General features: G+C 72.5%; 16 protein-coding genes. 9 read left to right on the top strand and 7 right to left on the bottom strand.

Annotated features, from left to right (window positions below):
* Positions 1-127 precede the first annotated feature (127 nt).
* Positions 128-475 (top strand): DoxX family protein, encoded by a 348-nt coding sequence (locus Plo01_RS38725; protein ID WP_203895782.1) that lies wholly within the window; start codon positions 128-130, stop codon positions 473-475.
* A 104-nt stretch (positions 476-579) separates the two neighbouring features.
* Here the strand turns inward: Plo01_RS38725 and Plo01_RS38720 are convergent, their stop codons facing one another.
* From Plo01_RS38720 to Plo01_RS38710, 3 genes are all read right to left on the bottom strand, one after another.
* On the bottom strand, positions 580-2,094 hold the full coding sequence (locus tag Plo01_RS38720) for a pyruvate, phosphate dikinase (RefSeq protein WP_203895781.1): 1,515 nt from the start codon (positions 2,092-2,094) through the stop codon (positions 580-582).
* A gap of 9 nt (positions 2,095-2,103) precedes the next feature.
* Positions 2,104-2,730: a transcriptional regulator gene (locus Plo01_RS38715; protein WP_203895780.1), complete on the bottom strand. Its 627-nt coding sequence runs from the start codon at positions 2,728-2,730 to the stop codon at positions 2,104-2,106.
* A 66-nt stretch (positions 2,731-2,796) separates the two neighbouring features.
* The gene (locus Plo01_RS38710; RefSeq protein WP_203895779.1) at positions 2,797-3,975 is read right to left on the bottom strand and encodes a TetR/AcrR family transcriptional regulator; all 1,179 of its coding nucleotides are present in this window, start codon (positions 3,973-3,975) and stop codon (positions 2,797-2,799) included.
* Positions 3,976-4,176: 201 nt separating this feature from the next.
* Between Plo01_RS38710 and Plo01_RS38705 the strand changes: the two genes are divergently transcribed.
* The 3 genes from Plo01_RS38705 to Plo01_RS38695 all read left to right on the top strand — a co-directional run bounded on the left by Plo01_RS38705 (position 4,177) and on the right by Plo01_RS38695 (position 6,197).
* Entirely contained in the window at positions 4,177-4,743 is a 567-nt protein-coding gene (locus Plo01_RS38705) for a DUF4291 domain-containing protein (protein WP_203895778.1), read from the top strand.
* 129 nt (positions 4,744-4,872) lie between these two features.
* Positions 4,873-5,700 carry an ATP-grasp domain-containing protein gene (locus Plo01_RS38700; RefSeq protein WP_203895777.1) on the top strand — a complete coding sequence of 276 codons (828 nt, stop codon included), beginning with the start codon at positions 4,873-4,875 and terminating at the stop codon, positions 5,698-5,700.
* A 56-nt stretch (positions 5,701-5,756) separates the two neighbouring features.
* Positions 5,757-6,197 carry a universal stress protein gene (locus tag Plo01_RS38695; protein ID WP_203895776.1) on the top strand — a complete coding sequence of 147 codons (441 nt, stop codon included), beginning with the start codon at positions 5,757-5,759 and terminating at the stop codon, positions 6,195-6,197.
* Positions 6,198-6,316: 119 nt separating this feature from the next.
* On the opposite strand, the gene Plo01_RS38690 is transcribed toward Plo01_RS38695, so the two are convergent.
* Together Plo01_RS38690 and Plo01_RS38685 are read right to left on the bottom strand one after the other, a co-directional pair.
* Positions 6,317-6,592 carry a DUF1876 domain-containing protein gene (locus tag Plo01_RS38690; protein ID WP_203895786.1) on the bottom strand — a complete coding sequence of 92 codons (276 nt, stop codon included), beginning with the start codon at positions 6,590-6,592 and terminating at the stop codon, positions 6,317-6,319.
* A gap of 238 nt (positions 6,593-6,830) precedes the next feature.
* Positions 6,831-8,261 carry a serine hydrolase domain-containing protein gene (locus tag Plo01_RS38685; RefSeq protein ID WP_203895775.1) on the bottom strand — a complete coding sequence of 477 codons (1,431 nt, stop codon included), beginning with the start codon at positions 8,259-8,261 and terminating at the stop codon, positions 6,831-6,833.
* Positions 8,262-8,843: 582 nt separating this feature from the next.
* Here Plo01_RS38685 and Plo01_RS38680 point away from each other — a divergent pair.
* The 4 genes from Plo01_RS38680 (at position 8,844) to Plo01_RS38665 (ending at position 12,025) form a co-directional block, all read left to right on the top strand.
* Positions 8,844-9,431, top strand: a complete 588-nt coding sequence (locus tag Plo01_RS38680; RefSeq protein ID WP_203895774.1) for a hypothetical protein — start codon at positions 8,844-8,846, stop codon at positions 9,429-9,431.
* Positions 9,432-9,637: 206 nt separating this feature from the next.
* Positions 9,638-10,288, top strand: a complete 651-nt coding sequence (locus Plo01_RS38675; RefSeq protein WP_203895773.1) for an HAD family hydrolase — start codon at positions 9,638-9,640, stop codon at positions 10,286-10,288.
* Between the two features lie 134 nt (positions 10,289-10,422).
* Positions 10,423-11,274 carry a DUF72 domain-containing protein gene (locus tag Plo01_RS38670; RefSeq protein ID WP_239317895.1) on the top strand — a complete coding sequence of 284 codons (852 nt, stop codon included), beginning with the start codon at positions 10,423-10,425 and terminating at the stop codon, positions 11,272-11,274.
* Positions 11,275-11,461: 187 nt separating this feature from the next.
* Positions 11,462-12,025, top strand: coding sequence for a TetR/AcrR family transcriptional regulator (locus tag Plo01_RS38665; protein WP_203895772.1), 564 nt, complete (start codon positions 11,462-11,464; stop codon positions 12,023-12,025).
* 72 nt (positions 12,026-12,097) lie between these two features.
* On the opposite strand, the gene Plo01_RS38660 is transcribed toward Plo01_RS38665, so the two are convergent.
* A complete protein-coding gene (locus tag Plo01_RS38660) occupies positions 12,098-13,705 on the bottom strand; it encodes a CocE/NonD family hydrolase (RefSeq protein WP_203895771.1) in 1,608 nt (535 codons plus the stop codon).
* 456 nt (positions 13,706-14,161) lie between these two features.
* On the opposite strand from Plo01_RS38660, the gene Plo01_RS38655 reads away from it, so the two are divergent.
* The gene (locus Plo01_RS38655) at positions 14,162-15,043 is read left to right on the top strand and encodes a sulfotransferase family protein (protein ID WP_203895770.1); all 882 of its coding nucleotides are present in this window, start codon (positions 14,162-14,164) and stop codon (positions 15,041-15,043) included.
* An 18-nt stretch (positions 15,044-15,061) separates the two neighbouring features.
* Here Plo01_RS38655 and Plo01_RS38650 read toward each other — a convergent pair whose 3' ends face one another.
* Complete coding sequence (locus Plo01_RS38650; RefSeq protein WP_203895769.1) at positions 15,062-16,786, bottom strand: HAD-IIB family hydrolase; 1,725 nt, start codon at positions 16,784-16,786, stop codon at positions 15,062-15,064.
* Positions 16,787-16,874: the final 88 nt, after the last annotated feature.

Genomic DNA, 16,874 nt, shown 5'->3' with positions numbered 1-16,874 from the left:
CCGCCTCGAACCGGCGGGTGGATATGGCGAGATCGGTAAGGCCGCGCATAGCGAGCGCATCGCGGAGATATCAACCACGACTCGCAGGATCGGTGGCACAAGGAAGCAAGAGCTAGGGAGCGTCCCCATGTCCACCACCGCCACAGTCGTCACCGTCCTGGCCGCCCTCTGGGTGGGTTTCTCGGCCTTCTCCCTCCTCCGCCGCGCCGAGTGGGTGGTGAAGCCGCTGACGGACTACGGGGTTCCCCGATCGTGGTGGACCTGGCTCGGCGCGGCCAAGGCGGCGGGGGCCGCAGGCCTGCTCGTCGGTCTGCTCGTGCCGGCCATCGGCGTTCTGGCAGGGATCTGCCTGATCCTGTACTTCGCCGGAGCCGTCATCACCGTGCTCCGGGCGCGCTCGTACTCGACCGTCGTCTTCCCCCTGCTGTACATGGGCCCGGTGATCGCGGCCCTGGTGCTGGGACACGTCGCCTGACCGCCGTGCGGACGGCAGCCGCAGGCCGTCACGCCCCGCCGGGCGGCTCCGCCGATGAGCCGGTCCGCTCCACCGTCCCGATCGAGGACGCCGGATCTGTCCGGCTAGGCGTTCAGCAGGACGGCGCGGGCCGCCGCGAGGCGTTCCGCGTCGTCGTGTCCCGCGCCGTCACCGCCGCCCGTGACCTCGTCGGCCCATTCGAGCAGGCGGTGCAGGTGGACGTCGGCCGGCGCCGTGACGACGCGGGGACTGCCGACGACGATCTCTCCGCCGGTCCCGTCGATGGTCAGGAACGTGCCCTCCGGGACGGTGCGTCCTCCGGCTCGCACGGTGGCGGCGGCCACGTCGACGACGAGGCCCGCGGCGCCCACGACGGCGGGTTTCCCCATCGCCCGTGCGACGACGGCGGCGTGACTGGCCGGACCGCCGAGGGCGGTGACGACTCCCGCCGCGGCGGCCAGGCCGTGCATGTCGAGCGGCGAGGTCTGCGGGCGCACCAGGATGACCGGGCCGTCGGCCGCCATCCGGGCCGCCCGCTCGGCGGTGGTCGCCACCCTGCCGGCCGCGACCCCCGGACAGGCCCCCAGTCCCCGGGTGAGGACGTCGAGCGTGCCGGTGATCTCTATCCTGGGCGTGCTGGCGTGCCGGAGATGACGCGGGGAGACCCGGAGCAGTGCCTCGCGGCGGCTGATGAGGTCCTCGTCGGCCAGGTCGACGGCGACGCGGACGGCGGCGCGTCCGACGAGGCCGCCGGGCCGTACCTGCAGGAGCCACAGCGCGCCCGCCTCGAAGGTGAACTCCACCTGGCACGCGTCGCGGCAGTGCCCCTCGATCCGGTCCATCGCCTCCAGGAGACCGGCCCACACCGCGGGTTCCCGCCCGGCCAGCTCGGCCAGGGGCCGCGTCGCCGACCCGCCGGAGACGACGTCCTCACCCTGGCGGCCGAACAGGACGTCGCCGAACGGGACGCGCTCACCGGTGTTGGGGTCGCGGCTGAACGCGACGCCGGCGCCGCTGCGGTCGTCGCGGTTGCCGAACACCATGGCCTGCACGGTGACGGCCGTGCCGAGCTCGTGCGGGATGCCGTGCAGCTCGCGGTAGGTCGTGGCGCGCGGCGTGTCCCACGAGGAGAACACGGCCCCGACGGCCAGCTCGAGCTGTCGCATCGCGTCGTCCGGGACCGGTTCCCCGGCGACCGCGGAGGCGAAGCCGGACAGGAACCGCAGGCGCGAGTCGAGCGCGAACCGCGCGTCGCCCGTCTCGGCCGCCAGCCCCGCCGCGGCCTCGGCGGTCAGGCCGAGGTTGAGGATCGTGTTCATCATGCCGGGCATCGACACGCTGCCGCCCGAGCGGACGGCCAGCGCCAGCGGCCGCTCGCGCCCGCCGAAACGCCGCCCCGTGGCGGCTTCCAGGGCGGAGACGGCCGCCGTCAGCTCGGCGTCGAGGCCGTCGGGGAAGCGCCCGTCACGCAGGAAGGCGCGGCAGGCCCCGGTGCCGATGACGAACCCGGGAGGAACCGGCAGTCCGAGGCGTCGCAGCACGACGAGGCCGTGCCCCTTGCCGCCGAGGACGCCCGGCGTCTCCTCGGTCTCCGCCGAGAGAGGGTGGATCCAGGTCATGGCGGCGGCTCAGTGTCGCGGGATGCCGAGGGTGGCCAGCAGGTCTTCGTGGAGCTGGAACCACACGATGTGGTAGGAGTCGAGATCGTCCGTCACGTACTCCGTCTCACCGGCCCGGGCCCGGGCGAGCGCGTCGGCGAGCCGGACCCGGTATCTCCGGAACCGGAGCAGCGCCGCGGACAGGTCCGCGCAGACGGCGTCGGCACGCCGGTGGAAATCCGCGAGCCGCTCCAGGACCCGGGAGTCGTAGGCGGGATCGGTGTGGTCGTTCGGCGTCATGACGCCGTCGCCGGCTCGCAGCTGCCATGCCGTACAGAGATCGAGCATCTCCGGGTTGAGCACGAGGAACTCCTCGTACGCCCTGGTCACCGCGGGCCGGGCGGCGGCCGTGTCGAGCTCGTCGCGGATCCGCTCGGCGTCCGCGGCGCGGCCGGCCCCGGTCAGCCCCCACGCGCCGAAGCCGCCGGGATCACGCCTGACGAGGCCGGCCACCGCGAGATCGATCAGCGCGGATTCCGTGTCGGACTCGGTGAGCCCCGCCGCTGCGGACACGCGGGCGAGGTCGGCGTATCCGATGCTGCGGAGGGTGTGGAGCACCAGCAGGTCGTCGCTCGTCGAATGGGGTGATCTCACCATGTCGGCAGGCCTTTCCACCCGTTCACGGGTCTTGTCTCGATGCCGGGGCGGGCCGGGCGACGCGGGTCATTCACCGGCCCCGCCGGGCCACGTGGCGGGTGAGCCGCCCGTGGGTGAGCCGTCCGTGGCCGGACCGTCCGCCGGCGAGTCGTCCGCGGTCGCCGCGGCGTGGGCGGCTCCCCGTCCGCGGGCCCGGGAGAGGATCGTGCCCGCCCGGATGCGCACCGCGGCCTCGGTGGCGTCGCCCGGATCCGGGATTCCGGCGGCCGACGCCACGGCGGCGCCGTCGTCGAGGACGAGGCGCAGGCGCGGCCGGGCCTCCGGGGCGAACGCGCGTCGCAGGCATCCGGCGAGGTCGCCGATCCGCAGCCGCAGGAGGCGTCCGATCTCGGCCGGGTCGCCCGTCACCACGGCCACGGTGACCCGGTCACCCGGTCGGGCGGCGCGGACGGCCTCCTCCGCGGCCTCCAGCCGGCCGGTCCCGAGGATCGCGATCACTCCGTCGGCCTCGAACCCGGCCCGGCGGCCGGTGATCAGGTCCGGCAGTCCCGGGGGCGGCTCCCAGGGCTCCCGGACGAGGTGCGCGGCGGTGACGTAGGGCAGGTACGGAGGGTCCCACGCGTCGGCGAGGTCGAGATCGGCCAGGTGCCGGCAGGCGCGCGCCACGTCGAAGGGATCGCCGAACCCCGGCGCCGCGTCGGCCAGATGACCGGCCCCGGCCAGTAGCGTGAGGGCCAGCTCGGCCAGGCGCACCAGCCGCGTCCGCCCCGCGCCGTACGGCGCGTGCGACTCCAGCGCCAGGGCCAGCAGCAATCCCTCCAGCGCGGTGACCTGCGCCAGCGCGGTACGGCCCGGCTCGTCGTCGAACAATCCGGTCAGTGAGCGCGACTGCAGCCTCCCGCCGGCGGGTGTGTCGCCGGTCAACGGCAGCCGCTCCAGCCAGACGCGGGCGAACGCGCCCATCGCCTCGGCCAGGCCGGACGGCGGGGGCGCCTCGGCCGGGCCGGGTGACGACGGCGTCCCGGCCGCGTCCGCGTGCTCGACCGAGTCGACCAGGACCGCCAGGTAGAGCGCCCGCTTACCCGGGAAGTTCGAGTAGACCGCGCCCCTGGTCAGCTCGGCGCGCTCCGCGATCCGGTCGACCTTGGCGTCGGCGTATCCGTGCTCGGCGAACTCTTCCCGCGCGGCGGCCAGGACAGCCGCTCGGGTGCGCTCCTGCTGCTGCGCCCGGGTCAACCTGGCCATCACTGCCCCTTCCTCCGCCGCGTCTTTCCAAGGATGACATCATCCAGATGATATCAACATCTGGATGATGCGAGTATGCATCCTGTGGGAAGGTCCGAGGTCCGCCGGCTCACATCGGGCCGGGGCTCCACGCGCGCCCCGTCCCACCCCGGCGGGAAAAGGCTTTGCGGCGGGGAACGGGCGGGTGGCAGGGTGCTCGGAGTGTCATCCCAGTACCAGGTCCGTGCCGACTACGACGCTGAGACGATCGTGGTCTACCAGGCGTATCCGGCCTCCGTGGCCGATCCGGCCCTGCGCGCCAAGCGGTTCGTGCCGCCCTTCTCGTTCAACCGGATGACGTGGATCAAGCCCTCGTTCCTGTGGCTCATGCACCGCAGCAACTGGGGACAGAAGGCCGGGCAGGAACGCATCCTGATGGTGCGGATCACCCGGGAGGGATGGCACGAGGCCCTTTCCCGGGCGGTGCTGACGACCGCCGACCCTTCGACGGTCGGCCGCGCGGCGGTGCACGTCCAGTGGGACCCCGAGCGCTCGCTGCGCGGGGCGGCGCTCAACCACTACAGCATCCAGGTGGGCATCGGCCGCGGGCTCATCCGCACGTTCGCGGATGAGTGGATCGCCGACCTGGCCGACCTCACTCCCCGGGTCCGGAAGATCGCGAGCCTGGCGCAGGGCGGGCAGGCGGCGAAGGCCCAGCGGCTGCTGCCTCCGGAACGGGTCTATCCGGTGCCCCCGGAGATCGGGCGGCGGCTTCTCGTCGGTCCGTGAGCACGGTCCGCGGAGCGGACGGCGCTCCCGCCGGGCGCCGCCGGTTCACCGCCCCCGCCTTCGGCGGTGCCGTCGCGCAGCGCCGGGTGGGAGGGTAGTTTGCGCTGAGCCCGACCCACCAGGAGCGACATGTCATCCGCCCGGCCCCGCGTCCTGTTCGTCACCGACCTGGCCTACGAGGCCCGGGGGCGCCGTTACTGCGACGAGGACATCTTCCTGACCTCCCGCCTCCGGGAGGACTTCGACCTCGCCCTGTGCCACCCGCTGGAGGCGGCCGGGCTGATGGACGCCTTCGAGGCGGTCGTGGTGCGCAACAGCGGCCCGGTCCTGCACTATCGGGCCGGATACGACGACTTCCGCGCCCGGGCGCTCAAGGACGGCGTGCGCGTCTACAACCAGCTGACCGGCAAGGGCGACATGGCGGGCAAACGGTACCTCCTCGACCTGAGCGCCGCCGGCTACCCGGTGATCCCGACCGTCGGCCGCCGCGAGGACCTCGGCCGCCTTCCGGAAACGGACGAATACGTCGTCAAGCCCATGCTCGGCGCCGACTCCATCGGCCTGACGGTCGTCCCCCGGGACGGGCTGGAGCACGTGACCTTCGACGACGTGCTCGTCCAGCCGCGCGTCGACTTCCGGTACGAGGTCTCGTTCTACTTCGTCGACCACGCCTTCCAGTACGCCCTGTACGCGCCCCGGCCCGACCGGCGCTGGGTCCTGGAACCGTACGAGCCGACAGCGGCCGACCTGGCCTTCGCGCGGCGCTTCGTCGACTGGAACACCATCGAGTACGGCATCCAGCGCGTCGACGCCTGCCGCGCGCCCGGCGGCGAGCTGCTCCTGGTCGAGCTGGAGGACCTCAATCCCTATCTCTCCCTGGACCTGCTGCCTTCCGGGACGCGCGAGGACTTCGTCGCGGCCGTGAAGGCGTCCCTCCGCCGCCTGCTCGCGGAGTGAGCGGCGGGGCGGGCGGCCGGGGGAGCGGGCCACCGGAATCCGATGGGAGGAACGGCATGTCCGGACCGATCGTGGTGGGGGTGGACGGATCCCGGGCGGCGCTGGCCGCGGTGGAGTGGGCGGTCGACGCCGCCGCCCGCCACGGCCGCCCGTTGCGCATCGTCCACGTGGTGGAGCTGCCCCGCTCCGGAGTCGTGCTGCGCCCTCGTGATCCGGACGGCGTCCCGGACGCCGAGCGGGCCCGCGAGTTCGGCGGGCTGCTGCTGAGGCGGGCCGCCGAACTCGCCCGCGAGCGCCGCGCGGACGTCGAGGTGGACACCGGACTGCTCTCCGGCGACGTCATGGAGGCGTTGCGCAGGGAGACGGAGACGGCCGCGCGGATCGTGCTCGGCAGTCACGGACTCGGCGGATCCACCGGCCTGCCGCCGGGTTCGGTCGCCCGGGAGATGCCGAACCGCGCGCACTGCCCGGTGACGGTCGTACGGCCCGGCCGCTGAGACGACCGCGGGCGGCGCACCGGCCGGGACCGGGCGGCCTTCACGGAGTGATCGCTCCGCGAAGGCCGCCCGGACGGCGGAGATCCGCCGCCGACGCGGCTCGGGGCGCGGCCTCCGGCTCAGACGCCGGCGCGTCCGGAGGCCGGGCCGGTGAACTGGGCGATGTCGTTGGCGCCGTCGCCGAGCAGCTTGGACGCCAGATCGGCCAGCGCCCGCCCGGCGGCCAGCTCGTCGCCGATCTCCGGGACCGGCCGGTCGCCGGGGTTGCGCCGGGCGCGCCCGACACTCTCGTGCCGCCTGCCGTTCGGTGTGGACAGAACGGCCCTGGCCGTGGTGACAGTGTCGTCGTCGTCCTCGGCGATGGAGATCTCCACGTTCCACGCCTTGGCTTCCATCACGGGTACCTCCTTGTGGATGCCCTGTTCCGCTGACGGGTGGCAGCCCTCCGCCAGGGGGCGGAAGGCCAGGCCCGGGTGTCGGGGGAGACCACCGCGCCCGGCCGGCCCATCGCTACGGGGACCACGCCGGCGGCGGGCGCGATGATCCACGGACGACATCCGTGTCTTCAGTATCGACGGCCTTCGGGCATAGGGACATGGGCTGCGGCCCGGTGAACGGGTGGATCACCGCCGCCTACGCGACGTCGGGCCGTGTCATCAGCGGCGACCGCAGATGCGACGCCAGACCGGGGCCGGTCAGGGGCACGGTGTTCCACGTCGCCACCGCCGTCCCCGCCTCGGCGTCGACCACCAGCCGGACCCGGTGCGGGGTGGTGATGAGGTAGAGCTCGGCGACGAACGTGCCGCCCCGCCAGGCGCCGGCCGCGACGACGGGACGGCCGAGCGGCGAGCTCTCCCGCCATTCGCCGTGGCCGGCCTCGACGTCGGGGAACGACCCGAATCGCAGGAGCCACCCGCCGTCCACGGGATCGACGATCACCGTGGTCCCGTCGGGGAGAGCCGAATCCTCGGCGGAGGCGTCGAGTCTCGCCTTGACGGAACGCTCCGGGCCGGCCGAACCCGGCACCGGCGCGAATGACAGCCGCCGCAGCCGCTCGGCGAGGATCTCGTCGTCCCGGGCGCTTCCCGCGTGGTCCAGGCCGGGCAGCAGGCACTCCCATATCGCGTCCAGCACCGTCTGCGCCTGCGTATGGGCGCCGGTCACGGCGACCACGAGATCGTGCGAGGGGAGGACCACGCATTGCTGGCCGAAGGAGCCGTCACCGTGGTAACCGTGACGCGACATCCAGAACTGGTAGCCGTACCCGCAGAGGTAGTCGGCGTCCCCCGATCCGTCCTCGGACGGCAGGGTGTCGACGTGCCGTCTGGTGGCGAGCTCCACCCATTCGCGCGGGACGAGCCGCCGGTCGCCCCAGAGGCCGCCGCGCAGCAGCAGTTCGCCGAAGGCGGCGACGGCCTCGGTCGTGAGGTGCAGCCCGTGGAATCCGAAGGCGGCACCGCTCGCCACCCGGTCCCATTCGGCGTGGTCGACGCCCATCGGCTTGAAGAGGCGCTCGTCGAGCAGCTCCGGGAGGCCGCGGCCGGTGACCCGTTCCACCATCCGGGCCAGGACGAAGGTGGTCGAGTTGTCGTAGGTGTGCCGGGTTCCCTCGGCCTGGGCGAACGGTACGCGCAGGAAGCCCTTCACCAGGTCGCCCGGTTCCAGCCGCCAGGCCTCGGCGAGGCTGTCCGTGCGGTGTCCGGCCGTCATGGACAGCAGGTGGTGAACGGTGAGGCGGCGTCCCTGCTCCGAGACGCCGGCCGGAACGTGGTCGGGCAGCACCTCCACCACCCGATCGTCCAGCGAGAGCAGCCCGTCGGCGATCGCGAGCCCCACGGCGACCGAGGTGAACGACTTGGTCAGCGAGTAGAGGAGGTGCGGGCGTTCGGCCGAGTACGGCGCCCACCAGCCCTCGGCGACGACGTGACCGCGGCGTACGATCATGATCGAGTGGCACTCGACGGATCGTGCGTCGAGCCGGTCCAGCAGCGCGGTGATCGAACGGGACGACATCCCCGAGGCGGCCGGTGCGGAGCGCGGCAGCAGGGTGCGCTGAGAAGGCATCCGGGCACCCTAACAAATCCGTAGATCCAGACCGATTCGGTTTCTCCTCGGACCGGTTCGCAGAGCACCCGGAAGGGGAGAATCCGCGCGGATGCGGCGGAGCCCCGGCCCATGTTTGCGGGTTCCAGAACCGATGCGGCCAGTCGGTTTGATCTCCATGGGGAAGAGGGACCCCATGGGAGAACGTTCATGAAGCGGTGGATCGCCACCGCGACCGCCACGGCCGCCGCGACGGGGCTCGCCCCCGCGCCGACTCACGCCTCCGTGCCGGCACCCGTTTCCGCGCCGCCAGCTGTTTCCGTGCCTGCGTCCATGTCCGCGCCGGCCGCTCTCGCGCAGGCACGTCCTGACCCGTCCGGACCGGTGGCCGCGCTCAAAGACCGGTTCGTCGCCGGTCACGGCGTCAGATTCAGGGAGAGGGTCGCCGTCCGGTCCTTCTTCGACGGCCGGAGGTTCGAAACGGACAGGTACCGCCTGATCGGCGCCTACCGGTTCGGCCGCTCGGGTGTGAAAGCCTCCCGGATGACCTACAGGATCGATCCTCGGACCCTTCCCGCGGAGATCCGGGAGGTGAACAGGCCGGTGAAGTTCATCATGTTGCGCAGGGTGATGTACATCGGCATGAAGGGCCTGCTGCTCTCCCGGCCCCGCCGTACGGCGTGGTTCCAGATGGAGAACCCCGGTGTGCTCTCCCTCCAGATGGTCAACGTTCTGGAGCCCGCCACGCTCAGGGGACTGCTGGCCACCACGCGGCGGGAGCGGCCGGGCGGGACGGTGGGCGGCGTCCCCACCACCCTCTACCGGGGCACCATCACGGCCCGCCGGCTGTACGGGATCTCGCGGACCTACCGCATGACGCGGGGGGAGAGGCCGCGCGGCCCGGAGGGCAGGATGGTCATCGGGTGGAGGCTGTGGCAGGACGCCGAGCGGAACACGCGCAAGCTCGTGGTGTCGTACGCCGACACATGGGACGCGCCCGGCATACCCGGCTGGGAGCGGTTGCACACGGTCTTCACCAGCACCACGAGGTTCAGCGGCTGGGGCGCCCGGGTCAGGGTCAAGGCCCCGCCCGCCCACTCCGTCCTCAACTTCGGCGACCCCGCGCTGAACCGCGAGCCGATGGCGCTGCTTCCCCAGCTGCCCGTCCCGCTCCCCGGCCTCGGGCGCTGACCGGGCGCGTGACACCGGCCGGGCGGGTGGCGTCGATCGGGCGGTGTCAGGCGGGCGGGGTCGGGCGGGCGAACGGGTCCGTGTGGCGGCGTCGAGATCATGGGCGATACGCTGCCGACGCGTGGCCGGTGGGATGTCGCCCCATCCGGCGGCCCGGCCCCACATCATCCGGCTGACCGCCGGACCCGCCCACGGGAGCGACGAGTATGAGCGGTGACGGGCGTCTGCCCTACGACGCGGTGCTGTGCGACTTCGACGGCGTGATCCGTCACCACGACCCCGGCGAGATGATCGGCCTCGAACGCGCCTGGGGCCTGGCCGAGGGAACGACGATGAAGATCGCGATGGCGCCCGAACGGCTGGTTCCCGTGGCTCGCGGGCAGATCACGACTCGCGAGTGGGTGGCCTCGATCGTCGCCGAGCTGGAGCACCTGCTCGGGGAGACCGAGCGGGCCCGGACCCTGGGGAGGGCGTTCGCCGAGGCCCGCGCCTTGCTGGACAAGGAGGTCCTGGCCCTGCTGCGGCGGGCTCGGGCGCGGGTGCCGGTGGTGCTGGTGACCAACGCGACGGTCCAGCTCGAAGACGATCTCCAGGCACTGGGGCTGGCCCACTTCTTCGACGAGGTCGTGAGCAGCGCCCGGGTCGGGGCGGCCAAGCCGGAGCGGCGGATCTACGAGATCGCGGCCGGGCGGGCGGGGGCGGACGCCGTACGGTGCCTGTTCGTCGACGATCGCCGGGAGAACGTCGAGGCGGCCCGCGCGCTCGGCATGACCGGTGTGCTCTACCGCGAGGTCGCGGATCTGCGCGGGGCGCTGGCCCCGCTGCTGGAGGGGGACCACGGCCCGGCCTTCGCATGACCGCGCCGGGTCCCGGCCGCCGGCGGGCAGCTGTCGCTGGTCGTGCGGGACGACGGCGTCGGCCTGCCGCCGGACGGGCGCCGCGGGAGGAGCGCGGGGGAGATCACGGCTTTCTCTCCGCTAGCGTCGAGTCCATGCGACTTCATGTGGGATGCGCGATGTGGACGCACAAGCCGTGGCAGGGCCGCTTCCTGCCCCATCCGCTCCCTCCCGGGGAGCGCCTGCGCTCCTACGCGACCTGGTGCAACGCGGTCGAGGGGAACACGACGTTCTACGCGACACCGGCGAGGGACACCGTGGAGTCGTGGGCGCGGCAGACCGGCCCCGATTTCCGGTTCGTGCTCAAGCTGCCCAGGTCGGTCACCCACGAGGGCCGTCTCACCGGCGTCGACGAGCAGGTGCGGTCGTTCCTGGAGGCCGTCGAGCCGCTCGGCCCGCGGGTCCACGCCCTCTGGGCGCAGCTGCCGGGATCGTTCTCCCCGGCCGACCTGGGGGTCCTGGCGGCCTTCCTGCGCCGGCTCCCCGGCTCCTACCGGTACGCCGTCGAGGTCCGTCACCGCGCCTTCTTCGACGACCCGCGATCGGCGCAGCTCCTCGAGAGGGTCCTCGCCGGGGTCGGCGCCGAATGGGTCCCGTTCGACACCGTCGCCCTCTTCCAGAGCCCTCCGGTCACGGACGCCGAACGGGAGGCGTGGACGAAGAAACCGCGCCTTCCCCGCCGGGCGCCCGCCCTCACCGATCGCCCGATCATCCGCTACATCGGCCGGGACGACGCGACGCGCACGGTCGAGGGCTGGCGGCACTGGATCGGCACGGTCACCGAGTGGCTGCGTGAGGGCCGTTCGCCGACCGTGTTCATCCACACCCCCGACAACGCCGAGGCGCTCGTGCTCGCCCGCCGTTTCCACGACGAGGTGCGGGCCGGGCTGCCCGGGGTCGAGCCGCTCCCCGAGCCGATGCCGGTCGAGCCGCTGACCCTCTTCTGAGCGGCCGGATCTCCCGGGAGCCGGGCTCGCCCCGGCCGCGAGCCGTACCGCCGGGAAGGGCGGACGCTAGCCAGGCTCCGGCGCCGGTGAGATCATCGCTACCTGTCGGTAACATCGGCGGGTAAGGAGCTAGGCAATGCCTTACGGTGGGCAGGGGCCGCGTCGCCAGGACGCTCAGCGGAATCGGTTGGCGATCATCCAGGCCGCGGTGAGCATGATGTCCGATCCGCGGTCGCTGGGTGTGATGCCGGAGATCGCCCGCCGGGCAGGCGTCGGTCAGGCCACGCTGTACCGCCATTTCCCGGACCGCAACGCGCTCGCCGACGCGGTGATCGCGTACGAGATATCACGGCTGGAAGCCTGCGCCGGCGATCCCGACCATCCGGTGGCCTTCCGGGACCTGCTCCGGGAGGTGCTGCGCGCGCAGGTGACGATGCGCTCACTGGTGGCGCTCACGCACCGCCTGGACGCCGGGACGCGGGAACGGCACAAGCGCAGGATCGTCACCGCGCTGGCCGGGCCGTTGCGGCGCGCCCAGGAGCGTCGCGAGGTGCGCGGCGACTTTCACGCGCGCGACCTGGAGCTGCTGTTCGGCATGGTGGAGGGCATCCTGCAGGGCGGCGAGGACCTCGTCGCCGCCCAGGAGGCCGCCTGCCGGTCGATCGAGCTGGTGCTGGACGGCCTGTTCCGCTGCGGGGTGCCCGCGCCCGGCGCGGATGTCCGCGGGGCGGTCGGCGGGGTGACCGCCTAGGTCGCCGGGGCCCGGCACGCCGCACGGCTCCCCGGGGAGGCCGGGGGGCCGTACGGCGGCTGGGGTGAACGCCTACTTCAGCGGGATGTCCAGGTAGGACCCGCCGCTGATCGTTATCGAGCCGTCCGGCGCGTTCTCGTCGTAGTACAGCGGGTCGACGGTGTCGACGACGAGGGTCAGGGAGTGGCCGGCGGGCAGGTCGTAGGCGGTCGCCGAGAGGTTGAGGTCGAGGGTGCGGTCACCTCCGCCGTCCAGCCAGCTGGCGGGGGCGTGGGTGATCAGCCGGGCGTTGCCGAGCGGGTCGAGGTCGTAGAGGTAGGCCACGACGGTGCCCTGCGGCGCGGCGCCGGTCAGCTTCAGGTGGAGCTTCGGGACGCCGCGGATCCGCTGCGTCGTGGACGGCCGCTCCGAGGCCCACACTCCGGCGCGGTCGCGGTTCACGGTGGGCAGCCAGATCTTCGGCCGCTCGCCGGTGAACGCGGCGACGCCGTTGGTGATGAGCACCTGACCGCCGTTGGCCCTGGTGTCGAGGTCGGTCGGGAGGGTCTTGCTCCAGCCGGAGTTCGGATCCCCGCCGAGCAGGCCGGTGCGGTCCAGCCGGCGGATGTGCCCCAGGCCGTGGCGGCGGGTGGTGGAGCTGAGCGCCGCCTGGTCCGCGTACCCCTCCATGGCGGCGTTGTGCGGCTTCACCTGGACCGGAGGCTCGCGGGTGACGCCGGTGTCGATGCCGGCCAGGTGCTGGTCGAACCAGCGGTACATGCTGGTCCAGACGTCGTTCTCCAGCCCCAGCACGCCGGTGAACTCGGCGATCGCGTGATCGCCCGGCCGCAGTTCCAGGCGCTTCGGGGTCGTCAGCCGGCCGTAGAAGTCCAGGAGTTGGTTGGGCGGGAAGAACGAGTCGCCCCAGGCGTTCGCGATCAGCACCGCGGGCCGGTTGGCGTTGATGGCGTCGATGTAGGTGGCCGGGGAGCGGACGTTCGCCCACGCGCTGACTTCGGCGATGTCGCGGTTGGCGGCGAAGTCGCCCAGCTTGCCGGTCAGCTCCGGACCGGCGTTGCCCAGCAGGTCGGCGGCGAGCTTGAGCAGCCCGGCCGACTGCTGGTGGCGGGTGGAGTCGCCGTAGAGGGAGTAGGTCAGATCGGTCCAGCCGCTCATCATGGCGACGGCCCGGATGCGCGGGTCGAACGCCGAGCCGAGCACACTGAGGCCGGCCCCGTACGAGATGCCGGCCGCGCCGATGCGGGCGGGATCGGCGGCGGTGTTGGCGATCGTCCAGTCGATGATCCTGGACAGGTCGGCCATGTCCCGGGGGCCGGCGGTGTCGATCTCGCCCCCGGAGGCCCACCATCCGCGCGGCGTGTACGAGACGACGACGTAGCCGCGTGCGGCCAGGGCCTTGGCCTGGGCCAGGTATTCCAGGTCGTTCAGTCCCCAGCTGGACGGGAGGATGACGGCCGGGTACCGCCCTGCGGCGGACGGGGCGATGACGTTGGCCTTGAGGGTCACATCGGCGCCGGGGACGTCGACGAACCGGAATCCGGTCGTGGCCACGGGCGCGCCGGCGGTCCGGACGGCGGCGGAGTCCGCGGCGGCGGGGGTGACCGCCGCCGCGCCGGTCAGGACCGTGGCGGTCACGGCCGACAACAGGCGGATGGGCAGGGTCGAGCGGCGTCGCGCCATGCGCACTCCTCGGGCGAGTCCGGGTGGGGGGTGTGACGCGCGGCGGCGGCATGCGTGACGACGGCCCGTCGACGCTCTGTCCGGAGCACGGCATGGGCCGCAGCGCTTCAGTGGCGGCAGCGTACGAACCGGTACTGAGAATTAGAAGACGGTGAAATTCTCGTTACCGGTAGGTAACATGTGGTGCTTGCACCCCGTCGAGCAGGAGGTGAGGCGCTGCCCGCGCGATTTTCTTGCGCGCCCATCGAATCCGCGGACGCGACTCCGGAATTGCGTTTTCCGGTCGGGCGACGCTTGATTCGAATTCCCGGTATTCGCGCACGCTCGCGGACGTCACGGCCGCTCTGGTGAGCGATGAGCGCTATGCGCTGATCGCCCGGCCGCCCGCAGTCGACGGGTGATCCTTCCAGCCTGGGTTAACTCCAGGTTCACCGGCCCTCTCTACGTTTGCCGTCTATGAGCTGGAAGTACCGGGCCAACGCCACCCTCGGAGGACTGACGGGATACACCTTGACGCGGGCCACGCGGACGCCCCGTCCCGTCCCGCCCCCTCCTCCGCCGGAGACGGTACGGCTCCCCGGCGACGTGGTGCGCCCGCCGGTCGACCCCGCGCACGACCGGCTGCTGCGTGCGCCGGTCTTCCTGCTGTCGTCCGTCCGGTCCGGCTCCACGCTGCTGCGCGTCCTGCTGAACAGCCACTCGCAGATCCACTCGCCCATCGAGACGCACTTCCGGCGGATGACCGTCGGCCTGCCCACCGACCCGGTGCGGCAGGCCATGGAACTGCTCGGCCACACCCACAGCGACATCGAGCACATCGTGTGGGACCGCATGCTCCATCGCGAGCTGGCCCGCAGCGGCAAGCCGATCCTGGTGGAGAAGACGCCGAGCAACGTGTTCGCCTGGCGGCGCGTCTCGACCTGCTGGCCAGACGCCCGCTTCATCTTCCTGCTCCGGCACCCGGCGTCGATCATGCAGTCGTGGCACGAGGGCGACCCGGAGAACCGCCCGCTGGAGGAGGCCGTACCGCGGACGCTGAGCTACATGACCTACCTGCAGGAGGCCCGCACCCATCTGCGCGGCGCGACCGTCAGGTACGAGGCGCTGGTCGCCGACCCCGAGGCGGAGCTCCGGCGGCTCTGCGCGTTCCTCGGCGTCGAGTGGGAGCCCGGAATGCTGGAATACGGGGACAAGGACCACGGCGGGTTCGTCAAGGGCATCGGCGACTGGCGCGAGAAGATCCACAGCGGCACGGTCGTGCAGGGCCGACCGCTGCCCTCACCCGAGGAGGTGCCCGAGGAGCTCAGGGAGATCTGCGCGCAGTGGCGCTATCTCTGAGCGCTCGAGCCTCGTGGCTCACAGCCCGCCGCCCGGCTCGGCGGAGGCGGTGTAGCGGTTCTCGATGAGCTCGCGCACCCGGCGCCTGGTCTCGGCGGCCGACGCGCCGTCTCCCCGCTCGACCTCGGCCACCTCGGCCGCCAGCTCCTCGTCCTTGACGTCTCTGGCCAGCCAGCGCGAGTAGTCGCCCCGGTGCAGGTGGTGCTCCCAGGTGTCGTCGTCGACCCCGTCCGCTATGTGACAGAACGCCGTCAGGTTGCCGGCCCGCAGGTTCAGCGCCTCGTGGGGGCCGCGGAAGTAGAAGCTCTTCTCTTCTCCCAGCTCGCCGGCCGCGTACTTGCGGCGGTGCCGCTGGCGTTCGCCCTCCGGCGGTATCAGCCGGGCACGGACCGGCCGGCCGGACAGCCGCCACAGGAGGAACTCTCCCGTGGGCAGGTCGCCGGGGAGGTCCGAGACGGCCTCGTCCCGGCCGACGGCGGCGGAGAAGGTCTCCATGACGTCGGCGGGATTCTCCCCCACCGCGACGACCGTGTTCAGGACCCGCAGGACCGGTTCGCTGACCAGGGACGGATGGACGGTGACCAGCAGCAGGCCCCCGACCTGGCCCAGCAGTTCCACCGACTCCGTCCCGAACCCCTGGGGCAGCATGTGGTGGGCCTCGTCGACGATCAGCCAGTGGGGATGGCCCTGCCGGGCGCGCACCGCCGACAGGCGCGGCAGGAACGCCTCGAAGAATCCCGGCCGGTCGTCCAACGGCACGCCCAGCAGGTTGACCACGACGCTCTGCGCCGGGTTCTCGAGCACCTGGAGGATCTCCTCCTCGGTGGGCGCGCGCCGGGCGTCGCCCAGCACGATGGCGTCCTCGACCCCGTCGGTGTAGTCCCCCTCGGGGTCGATCAGACAGAACTGGTACCCGGCCTTGGAGACGCGTTCCAGCAGGGCGGCGGCGGCGGTGGACTTGCCGCTGTTGGAGGGACCGGCGATCATCATGCGGGTGCCGTACGGCGCGATCCGCACCTGCCGCCCGTCCTCCACGGTGCCGAGCGGGAGATGGTGGCGGCCGGGATCGACGCCGGCGAGGTCGTCGCCGACGATCCGGTCGATGAGCTCGGTGACGCCCGCCCCGCGTGCCCGGCCGGTCACCACGTCGCAGCGCTCCTTGACCGCGGGCAGGGCGTTGGCGACGGCCACCGAGCACTCGCAGGCGGACAGGAACGCGTGGTCGTTCTCGGCGTCGCCGACGCCGACGGTGTTGTGCGGTGACAGGCCGAGCTCGTCGAGGGCGGCGGCCAGGCCGGTGGCTTTGTTCACGCCGGACGGCAGGACCATCACCGCCCCCTTGTTGAAGATCACTTGGAGTTCGAGGCCGAGGTCGCGGATCGTGTCCAGGACGGTCCCGTCGTGCGGCTCCCGGGTGGCGACGATCACCTCGCCGACGGTGAGCGGCCGCACGCCGGCCCGCCGCAGGCTGTCGGCGAACTCCGCGGGCGGGGCCTCGGCCAGCGGGGTGGTCTCCTGCCGGACCGGGTCGTACAGGACGGCCCCGTTCTCGATGACGATCCGTTCGAACAGGTCGAGCCGGTCGAAGACCGAGGTGAGCTCGTCCATGTCCCGGCCGGTCACCATGATCAGCCGCCGCCCCGACCGCACGAGGCGTTCGAGGGCGGCCATGGTGGCGTCGTCGATCCGGCCGTCGGCGGCCAGCGTCCCGTCGTAGTCGCAGGCCAGAGCGTGATAGCGCATACCGGTTCGCTTACCCGTACGGCCGGTCCCCTTCTTGCCGGAAGGTGGATTCCTGGGGAACACTTAACCCTCGCCCGCCGCTCCCCGC

Origin of the sequence: Planobispora longispora (genome assembly GCF_016863135.1) — a bacterium.
Classification (GTDB): domain Bacteria; phylum Actinomycetota; class Actinomycetes; order Streptosporangiales; family Streptosporangiaceae; genus Planobispora; species Planobispora longispora.
This window is presented reverse-complemented; position numbering and strand designations above follow the sequence as displayed.

Excerpts from the sequence above, each read along its gene's own strand:
- Plo01_RS38725 (WP_203895782.1), top strand. The coding sequence starts at position 128 with ATGTCCACCACCGCCACAGTCGTCACCGTCCTGGCCGCCCTCTGGGTG.
- Plo01_RS38720 (WP_203895781.1), bottom strand. The coding sequence starts at position 2,094 with ATGACCTGGATCCACCCTCTCTCGGCGGAGACCGAGGAGACGCCGGGC.
- Plo01_RS38715 (WP_203895780.1), bottom strand. The coding sequence starts at position 2,730 with ATGGTGAGATCACCCCATTCGACGAGCGACGACCTGCTGGTGCTCCAC.
- Plo01_RS38710 (WP_203895779.1), bottom strand. The coding sequence starts at position 3,975 with ATGGCCAGGTTGACCCGGGCGCAGCAGCAGGAGCGCACCCGAGCGGCT.
- Plo01_RS38700 (WP_203895777.1), top strand. The coding sequence starts at position 4,873 with ATGTCATCCGCCCGGCCCCGCGTCCTGTTCGTCACCGACCTGGCCTAC.
- Plo01_RS38695 (WP_203895776.1), top strand. The coding sequence starts at position 5,757 with ATGTCCGGACCGATCGTGGTGGGGGTGGACGGATCCCGGGCGGCGCTG.
- Plo01_RS38690 (WP_203895786.1), bottom strand. The coding sequence starts at position 6,592 with ATGGAAGCCAAGGCGTGGAACGTGGAGATCTCCATCGCCGAGGACGAC.
- Plo01_RS38685 (WP_203895775.1), bottom strand. The coding sequence starts at position 8,261 with ATGCCTTCTCAGCGCACCCTGCTGCCGCGCTCCGCACCGGCCGCCTCG.
- Plo01_RS38675 (WP_203895773.1), top strand. The coding sequence starts at position 9,638 with ATGAGCGGTGACGGGCGTCTGCCCTACGACGCGGTGCTGTGCGACTTC.
- Plo01_RS38670 (WP_239317895.1), top strand. The coding sequence starts at position 10,423 with ATGCGACTTCATGTGGGATGCGCGATGTGGACGCACAAGCCGTGGCAG.
- Plo01_RS38660 (WP_203895771.1), bottom strand. The coding sequence starts at position 13,705 with ATGGCGCGACGCCGCTCGACCCTGCCCATCCGCCTGTTGTCGGCCGTG.
- Plo01_RS38655 (WP_203895770.1), top strand. The coding sequence starts at position 14,162 with ATGAGCTGGAAGTACCGGGCCAACGCCACCCTCGGAGGACTGACGGGA.
- Plo01_RS38650 (WP_203895769.1), bottom strand. The coding sequence starts at position 16,786 with ATGCGCTATCACGCTCTGGCCTGCGACTACGACGGGACGCTGGCCGCC.